A 1,252-nucleotide genomic window follows, 5' to 3' on the forward strand; every position below is an offset into this window, starting at 1 on the left:
GCGCCGTTTGGCCGTCTTGAGGTCCACCTCGCTGACCGACCACGGTGCATGCAAACCCAGCGCCGCCGTGAACAAGGTCTCTACACCAACGCTCATCTTCTTGCCTCCGCTTCAGCCCAGCACTATCGCATTACCCCGCATGTTCCCTGAGGTCAAGTTCCACTCGAAACGGCATAGAGCCCCACAATAGCTTGCGCCAAAGACGTAACAAATCGGTGACGAAAACTATGAAAGGAGATTTCGGGTTGCTTTATTTCAAGGTATTCAGCAATGTATGTTTCATTGAACCAGCGTCCCGGCGCTTTTCCATACTTGTCCCCTGTGCCAGATGTCAGCCCAAAAAGGTTTGGGGTGTATTTGGCGTTAGCCTCTTTTGTGCCGGGCTTGGCGCTTGCGGCCTTAGTCTCAATTTCAGCTTTACGGGAAGGTGCAGAACGCCTCTGTTCTTTTACAAAGTCAATGAAGTTTAAATCTAGCAATGTTTGATGAACCGGTACGAGGCGACGACTTTCCTCGTTCTTCACTGATTTCGTGTCTTCGTCTTCATCGTCGTCAGCTGATGCGGTAATGTCGATGTACCAGAGTCCGGCGTCGTCTTGCCTTACGTCATTTAGCTGCAATTGCGATATTTCATTGAGCCTCGCCCCGGTGAATAGCCCGAGCAAAGGAACCCAGTACTGATAGCTTCTGTTGTAGTTCGCATTTTCGTAATACGCATCGCCAAAGATTGCTTTTAGTTCAGCTTGCGTGAATGCTCGTTTTATTGTTCCTTTGCGCGCATTCGTTTTTACCTCAAACCCTTTAATTACGAGTTCATTAACCGCATACTGCTTTGCAGCGATCTCCAAAAATTTAATTGCCACCGTTACATAGCCTTCAAGCGTGGCTTCCGTAAGGCGCTCTGCAATAGCGCCGTCATTGTCCAACAACAGCTTGCGGCGGGAACGGCTCACAATTTCGTCAAACGTCAGATTTACGGCATTGCGCAGGTTTGGCGCATTGACAGGGTAGAAAACCAAGTCCTTCTTGAATTTCTCCATGTCGGCAGGCGTGAGTGTGCCGATCTGCTTGGTTCCGAAACGTTCGAGGAATGGCCTCAACCGGGTTTTGGTTTGCGGAAGGCTTGGCGGATTCAAAAGTGAAGTGCAACACCTTGGGTTCAATGAATCTCGGTGGAGTGCTGCGGGCTGTTGATGAGCAACTCCCGGTAGACCGCCAGAGGTGATCGTACCCCGAGGCCTTTCCTGGGCCT

General features: G+C 50.6%; 1 protein-coding gene. It reads right to left on the reverse strand.

What is annotated here, in order from left to right; translation table 11 throughout:
• Window positions 1-152 precede the first annotated feature (152 nt).
• Window positions 153-1,040, reverse strand: coding sequence for a site-specific integrase (locus AVHM3334_RS23660; protein ID WP_284415872.1), 888 nt, complete (start codon window positions 1,038-1,040; stop codon window positions 153-155).
• Window positions 1,041-1,252: the final 212 nt, after the last annotated feature.

It is taken from the genome of Acidovorax sp. SUPP3334 (genome assembly GCF_030159055.1).
GTDB lineage: Bacteria > Pseudomonadota > Gammaproteobacteria > Burkholderiales > Burkholderiaceae_C > Paracidovorax.

What these genes read in the sequence shown, in the direction of transcription:
- AVHM3334_RS23660 (WP_284415872.1), bottom strand. Translation starts at nt 1,040, where the DNA reads ATGGAGAAATTCAAGAAGGACTTGGTTTTCTACCCTGTCAATGCGCCA.